7 protein-coding genes are annotated in these 6592 nt (G+C 65.4%); 5 read left to right on the top strand and 2 right to left on the bottom strand.

What is annotated here, in order from left to right; all coding sequences use genetic code 11:
• Positions 1-76: 76 nt before the first annotated feature.
• Both ACO6VM_RS19905 and ACO6VM_RS19900 read right to left on the bottom strand, forming a co-directional pair.
• Positions 77-1219, bottom strand: a complete 1143-nt coding sequence (locus ACO6VM_RS19905) for a patatin-like phospholipase family protein (protein ID WP_401057667.1) — start codon at positions 1217-1219, stop codon at positions 77-79.
• Positions 1220-1352: 133 nt separating this feature from the next.
• Positions 1353-2288 carry a lipid A biosynthesis lauroyl acyltransferase gene (locus ACO6VM_RS19900; protein WP_125857770.1) on the bottom strand — a complete coding sequence of 312 codons (936 nt, stop codon included), beginning with the start codon at positions 2286-2288 and terminating at the stop codon, positions 1353-1355.
• A gap of 100 nt (positions 2289-2388) precedes the next feature.
• On the opposite strand from ACO6VM_RS19900, the gene minC reads away from it, so the two are divergent.
• From minC to ACO6VM_RS19875, 5 genes are all read left to right on the top strand, one after another.
• A complete protein-coding gene (gene minC / locus ACO6VM_RS19895; protein WP_390967648.1) occupies positions 2389-3144 on the top strand; it encodes a septum site-determining protein MinC in 756 nt (251 codons plus the stop codon).
• A gap of 96 nt (positions 3145-3240) precedes the next feature.
• Positions 3241-4053, top strand: a complete 813-nt coding sequence (gene minD / locus ACO6VM_RS19890; protein ID WP_110996258.1) for a septum site-determining protein MinD — start codon at positions 3241-3243, stop codon at positions 4051-4053.
• 3 nt (positions 4054-4056) lie between these two features.
• Entirely contained in the window at positions 4057-4311 is a 255-nt protein-coding gene (gene minE / locus ACO6VM_RS19885) for a cell division topological specificity factor MinE (RefSeq protein WP_023631120.1), read from the top strand.
• Positions 4312-4424: 113 nt separating this feature from the next.
• Positions 4425-5060, top strand: a complete 636-nt coding sequence (locus ACO6VM_RS19880) for an RluA family pseudouridine synthase (protein ID WP_422403705.1) — start codon at positions 4425-4427, stop codon at positions 5058-5060.
• A gap of 149 nt (positions 5061-5209) precedes the next feature.
• Complete coding sequence (locus ACO6VM_RS19875; protein ID WP_322359365.1) at positions 5210-6499, top strand: M18 family aminopeptidase; 1290 nt, start codon at positions 5210-5212, stop codon at positions 6497-6499.
• Positions 6500-6592 lie beyond the last annotated feature (93 nt).

Here is a 6592-nt window from a genome sequence, read left to right as displayed (position 1 = left end):
AGTTAAGGCCAGCGTGCTGTTTGCCCCCCCCCCACCGTCGTTGTGGGGCCCCCCCCCCCCCCCCCCCGATGCTTTGTCAGATCCCCAGGAACTGGCACAACTCGCGCTTCTTGGCCAACGCATCCTTGCGCCCCAGCTCGATCAGCTCGCTGCAATAGCTCGCCTCGAACAGCAGGTAGCTGAGCACCCCTGCGCCACTGGTCCTGGTCGCCCCCGGCCCGCGCAGGAACAGCCGTAGCGCCGCCGGCAGGTCGCGCCGGTGCCGCGCGGCGATCTCGTCCAGCGGCTGGCTTGGCGCCACCACCAACACCTCGATCGGTGCCAACCCCAGGCGCCGCGCATCGAGGTGCGCTGGCAGCATGTGGCTGAGGTGGTTGAGGCGTTGCAGCAGCTCGATGTCGTCTTCGAGGCTGTCGATGAAGGTGCTGTTGAGCATGTGCCCGCCGATCTGCGCCAGGCTCGGCTGCTGGCCGCTGAACACCCGCTGGGTGGGTAACGGCGGCGCCGGGCGCTGGGGGTTGCCACTGACGCCCACCACCAGCACGCGGCTGGCCCCCAGGTGCAGGGCCGGGCTGATCGGCGCCGACTGACGTACCGCACCGTCGCCAAAAAACTCCTCGCCCAGCCGCACCGGGGCGAACAGCAACGGGATGGCGGAGCTGGCCAGCAGATGGTCGATGGTCAGCGGCGTGGGCATGCCGATACGCCGGTGGCGCAGCCAGGGCTCGATGGTGTCGCGGCCCTGATAGAAGGTCACCGCCTGGCCGGACTCATAACCGAAGGCGGTCACGGCGATGGCGCGCAACTGGTTGGCGGCCAGGGAATGGGCAATGCCGTCCAGGTCCAGGTGCTGGTGCAGCAGTTTGCGCAACGGGCGGCTGTCGAGCAGTGCCACCGGCACCTGGCCGCCCAGGCCCAGCAGGCTGTGGCCGACGAAACGGCTGGCCTGGCGGATCACCCCGGGCCAGTCGCTGCGCAGTACCAGGTGGCTGCGAAAGTTTTGCCAGAAGGCGGTCAGGTGCTGCACCGATTCGGCGAAGCGGGTGGCGCCGCTGGCCAGCTTGACCGCGTTGATGGCGCCGGCGGAGGTGCCGACGATCACCGGGAACGGGTTGGCCGCGCCGGGCGGCAGCAGTTCGGCGATGCCGGCGAGCACGCCGACCTGGTAGGCGGCGCGGGCGCCGCCGCCGGAGAGGATCAGGCCGGTGGTGGGGGTCATGGTTCCTTCCTGGAGTCGCTATCGCGGGGCAAGCCCGCTCCCACGCTCTGGGCTGCCCCCAAAAAGTTGGAAATCAATCCAACTCTTGGGCGCAGTCCAGAGCGTGGGAGCGGGCTTGCCCCGCGATGCTCTGTCATTTTTTCTTCTTGTCGTACAGCCGCGGCTCGCCCTCAGGCCGCGACTTGAACCGCCGGTGCGCCCACAGGTATTGCTCCGGGCACTCGCGCAACACACCTTCGACCCACTGGTTGATGCGCAGGCAGTCAGCCTCTTCGGTCTCCCCCGGGAAGCCTTCGAGCGGCGGGTGCACCACCAGGCGGTAGCCGCTGCCATCTTCCAGGCGCTTCTGGGTGAAGGGGATCACCCGGGCCTTGCCCAGGCGGGCGAACTTGCTGGTGGCGGTAACGGTGGCGGCCGGGATGCCGAACAGCGGCACGAAGATGCTCTGCTTCATGCCGTAGTCCTGGTCGGGCGCATACCAGATCGCCCGGCCCTTGCGCAGCAGCTTGAGCATGCCGCGCACATCGTCGCGCTCCACCGCCAGCGAATCGAGGTTGTGGCGCTCGCGGCCACGGCGCTGGATGAAGTCGAACACCGGATTGCCGTGCTCGCGGTACATGCCGTCGATGGTGTGAACCTGGCCCAGCAGCGCGGCGCCGATCTCCAGGGTGGTGAAGTGCACGGCCATGAGGATCGCCCCCTCCCCTTCACGCTGGGCAGCCTGCAGGTGTTCGATGCCTTCGATGTGCGCCAGGCGGGCCAGGCGAGCCTGTGGCCACCACCAGCTCATGGCCATTTCGAAGAAGGCGATGCCGGTGGAGGCGAAATTTTCCTTGAGCAGGCGCTGCCGTTCGTCGCTGGAAAGCTCGGGGAAACACAATTCAAGGTTACGCGCGGCAATGCGGCGGCGTTCGCCGGCCGCCCGGTACATCAGCGCACCGAGAACGCGGCCGAGCCCGAGCAGGGCGCGGTAAGGCAACTGGGCGACCAGCCACAACAGGCCCAGGCCAAGCCAAAGGGCCCAGAATCGCGGGTGGAGAAATTGGCGGCGAAAACGCGGGCGTTCCATTGAAGCTTCCGGCAAGACAAGGGCCGGGCATTCTACATCGGTTGCGGGCAATCGGTCTTATCGCTATAAGTCAGGGCACTTTTCTCGCAACAAGCCGTCTATGCAGACCATGAGCCCTAACCAGACACCCGACAACGCCCCCGTGTTCCAGCTCAAGGGCAGCATGCTTGCCATCACCGTGCTGGAACTGGCGCGCAACGACCTCGAATCCCTCGACCGCCAGCTGGCGGCGAAGGTGGCGCAGGCGCCGAACTTCTTCAGCAACACGCCGCTGGTGCTGGCGCTGGACAAGCTGCCCCCTGACGAGGGCGCCATCGACCTGCCCGGGCTGATGCGCGTCTGCCGCCATCATGGCCTGCGCACCCTGGCGATCCGCGCCAACCGCATCGAGGACATCGCCGCGGCGATCGCCATCGACCTGCCGGTGCTGCCGCCTTCCGGTGCCCGCGAGCGCCCGCTGGAGCCGGAGCCGGAGGTCAAACCCGCCGAACCTGCACCGCCACCGGCGCCAGCCGAACCCGAAGTGCGCCCGACGCGCATCATCACCACGACGGTGCGCGGCGGCCAGCAGATCTATGCTCAGGGTGGCGACCTGGTGGTCACCGGCTCCGTCAGCCCGGGCGCGGAACTTCTTGCCGATGGCAACATCCATGTGTACGGCGCCATGCGCGGCCGGGCCCTGGCGGGGATCAAGGGCAATACCAAGGCGCGCATCTTCTGCCAGCAGATGACCGCAGAAATGGTCTCCATCGCCGGCCAGTACAAAGTTTGCGAAGACCTGCGCCGCGACCCGCTGTGGGGCTCGGGCGTACAGGTCAGCCTGTCCGGTGACGTGTTGAACATCACCCGTCTTTAACGGATACTTGCCGGCATTTTTAGCGCAACTTTTTACCGTTGCCGTTTTTTTGTATTTGCAGGGACGCCTGTCCCGATTATTTAGGGGTGAAACACCTTGGCCAAGATTCTCGTGGTTACTTCCGGCAAGGGGGGTGTGGGCAAGACCACCACCAGCGCCGCTATCGGTACCGGCCTCGCACTGCGTGGGCACAAGACTGTCATCGTCGACTTCGACGTCGGCCTGCGTAACCTCGACCTGATCATGGGCTGCGAACGCCGCGTGGTGTACGACTTCGTCAACGTGGTCAACGGCGAAGCCAACCTGCAACAGGCCCTGATCAAGGACAAGCGCCTCGAGAACCTGTACGTGCTGGCCGCCAGCCAGACCCGCGACAAGGACGCGCTGACCAAGGAAGGCGTGGAAAAGGTGCTGATGGAGCTCAAGGAGCAGTTCGAGTTCGTCGTCTGCGACTCGCCGGCCGGTATCGAAAAAGGCGCGCACCTGGCGATGTACTTCGCCGACGAAGCCATCGTCGTGACCAACCCGGAAGTCTCCTCGGTACGTGACTCCGACCGCATGATCGGCCTGCTGTCGAGCAAGTCGCGCCGCGCGGAACAAGGTGACGACCCGATCAAGGAACACCTGCTGATCACCCGCTACCACCCAGAGCGTGTCGAGAAGGGCGAAATGCTGGGCGTCGAAGACGTCAAGGAAATCCTCTCGGTCGAACTGCTGGGTGTCATTCCCGAATCCCAGGCCGTGCTCAAGGCGTCCAACCAGGGCATCCCGGTCATCCTCGATGACCAGAGCGATGCCGGCCAGGCGTACAGTGACACCGTCGACCGCCTGCTGGGCAAGCCCAAGCCACTGCGGTTCATCGAAGTGCCGAAGCAAGGATTCTTCGCACGCCTGTTTGGAGGCAAGTAAACCATGAACCTTTTTGACTTCTTTCGTGGCAGACAGAAACAGAGCAGCGCGTCGGTAGCGAAAGAGCGTCTACAGATCATCGTGGCGCACGAGCGTGGCCAGCGCAGCACCCCGGACTACCTGCCTGCCCTGCAGAAGGAGCTGGTCGAGGTGATTCGCAAGTACGTCAACATCGGCAATGATGACGTGCAGATCGAACTGGAAAACCAGGGCAGTTGCTCGATTCTGGAACTGAACATCACCCTGCCTGATCGCTGAGCCTTCAGCAGCCCCAGGTATACTTTTGGGGACTTCTGCCCCCCCGGGATTACCTTCTGCCTCGATGGTGGCCCACCCCCGCTCCCACAATGCTTTGCAGAGAACGCCCGAACATGCCGCTGTCGAACATCCAGATCCTTCACGAAGACGCCGCCATCCTGGTGATCAACAAGCCGACCCTGCTGCTGTCGGTGCCGGGCCGTGCCGATGACAACAAGGACTGCCTGATCACCCGCCTGCAGGAAAACGGCTACCCCGACGCGCTGATCGTCCACCGCCTGGACTGGGAAACCTCGGGGATCATCCTGCTGGCCCGTGACGCCGACAGCCACCGCGAACTGTCGCGCCAGTTCCACGACCGCGAGACGGAAAAGGCCTACACCGCGCTGTGCTGGGGCCAACCGCAGCTGGACAGCGGCAGTATCGACCTGCCGCTGCGCTACGACCCGCCGACCAAACCGCGCCACGTGGTCGACCATGAGCAAGGCAAGCACGCCCTGACCTTCTGGCGCATCGTCGAACGCTGCGGCGATTATTGCCGGGTCGAGCTGACACCGATCACCGGGCGCTCGCACCAGTTGCGCGTGCACATGCTGTCGATCGGCCATCCGCTGCTGGGGGACCGCCTGTATGCCAACCCTGAGGCGCTGGCCGCCCATGAGCGGCTGTGCCTGCATGCCTCGATGCTGAGCTTTACCCACCCGATGTCCGGGCAGCGGTTGAAATTCGAGTGCCCGGCGCCGTTCTGAATTCATGTGGCTGCACCGGCCTCATCGCCGGCAAGCCAGCTCCCACAGGGTGCATCGAACGCTGTGGGAGCGGGTTTACCCGCGAAAGGGTCGACACAATTTGTCGAGCAATTACGCTAAACTCGCGCCACTGCTGTCTGGAGTGACATATGCGCGATGCCCTGAACGCCGGCCTGATTGAATTCCTCAAGGCCTCCCCGACGCCCTTCCATGCCACCGCAAGCCTCGTGCAGCGCCTCGAAGCCGCTGGCTTCCAGCACCTGGACGAACGCGACAGCTGGGCCACGGTGCCTGGCGGGCGCTACTACCTGACCCGCAACGACTCCTCGATCATCGCCATCAAGCTCGGCAAGCACTCGCCGCTGATGAGCGGCATCCGCATGGTCGGCGCCCACACCGACAGCCCGTGCCTGCGGGTCAAGCCGCAACCCGAACTGCAGCGCCAGGGCTTCTTGCAGTTGGGCGTCGAAGTCTATGGCGGCGCCCTGCTCGCCCCGTGGTTCGACCGCGACCTGTCGCTGGCCGGGCGGGTCACCTTCCGCCGTGACGGCAAGGTCGAAAGCCAGCTGATCGACTTCAAGCTGCCGATCGCGGTGATCCCCAACCTGGCGATCCACCTCAACCGCACCGCCAACGAAGGCTGGATGATCAACCCGCAGACCGAACTGCCGCCGATCCTGGCCCAGGTGGCAGGCGACGAGCGCATCGACTTCCGCGCGCTGCTCACCGAGCAACTGGCCCGCGAGCACGACCTCAACGCCGACGTGGTGCTCGATTACGAGTTGAGCTTCTACGACACCCAGGACGCGGCACTGATCGGCCTGAACGGCGACTTCATCGCCGGCGCCCGCCTGGACAACCTGCTGTCGTGCTATGCCGGGTTGCAGGCGCTGCTGAGTGCCGACAGCGACGAAACCTGCCTGCTGGTGTGCAACGACCACGAAGAAGTCGGCTCTTGCTCGGCCTGCGGCGCCGACGGCCCGATGCTCGAACAGACCCTGCAGCGCCTGTTGCCCGAAGGTGACGCCTACGTGCGCACCGTGCAGCGCTCGCTGATGATCTCGGCCGACAACGCCCACGGCGTGCACCCCAACTACGCCGACAAGCACGACGGCAACCACGGGCCCAAGCTCAACGCAGGCCCGGTGATCAAGGTCAACAACAACCAGCGCTACGCCACCAACAGCGAAACCGCCGGGTTCTTCCGCCACCTGTGCATGGCCGAGGAAGTGCCGGTGCAGAGCTTCGTGGTACGCAGCGACATGGGCTGCGGCTCGACCATCGGCCCGATCACCGCCGGCAACCTGGGCGTGCGCACGGTCGACATCGGCCTGCCGACCTTTGCCATGCACTCGATCCGCGAGCTGTGCGGCAGCCATGACCTGGCGCACCTGGTGAAGGTGCTCACTGCCTTCTACCGCAGCCGCGAACTGCCCTGAGCCTGTCCCGGCCTAATCGCGGGGCAAGCCCGCTCCCACGACATGGACTGCCCCTGGAATTGGAGTAGTGTCCAGTAGCGTGGGAGCGGGCTT

This window comes from Pseudomonas sp. GZD-209 (assembly GCF_049310485.1).
Classification (GTDB): domain Bacteria; phylum Pseudomonadota; class Gammaproteobacteria; order Pseudomonadales; family Pseudomonadaceae; genus Aquipseudomonas; species Aquipseudomonas sichuanensis.
This window is presented reverse-complemented; position numbering and strand designations above follow the sequence as displayed.

Bases quoted from the DNA above. Each gene is read 5' to 3' on its own strand.
- ACO6VM_RS19900 (WP_125857770.1), bottom strand. From the start codon at position 2,288: ATGGAACGCCCGCGTTTTCGCCGCCAATTTCTCCACCCGCGATTCTGG.
- ACO6VM_RS19880 (WP_422403705.1), top strand. From the start codon at position 4,425: ATGCCGCTGTCGAACATCCAGATCCTTCACGAAGACGCCGCCATCCTG.
- minE (WP_023631120.1), top strand. From the start codon at position 4,057: ATGAACCTTTTTGACTTCTTTCGTGGCAGACAGAAACAGAGCAGCGCG.
- minC (WP_390967648.1), top strand. From the start codon at position 2,389: ATGCAGACCATGAGCCCTAACCAGACACCCGACAACGCCCCCGTGTTC.
- ACO6VM_RS19875 (WP_322359365.1), top strand. From the start codon at position 5,210: ATGCGCGATGCCCTGAACGCCGGCCTGATTGAATTCCTCAAGGCCTCC.
- ACO6VM_RS19905 (WP_401057667.1), bottom strand. From the start codon at position 1,219: ATGACCCCCACCACCGGCCTGATCCTCTCCGGCGGCGGCGCCCGCGCC.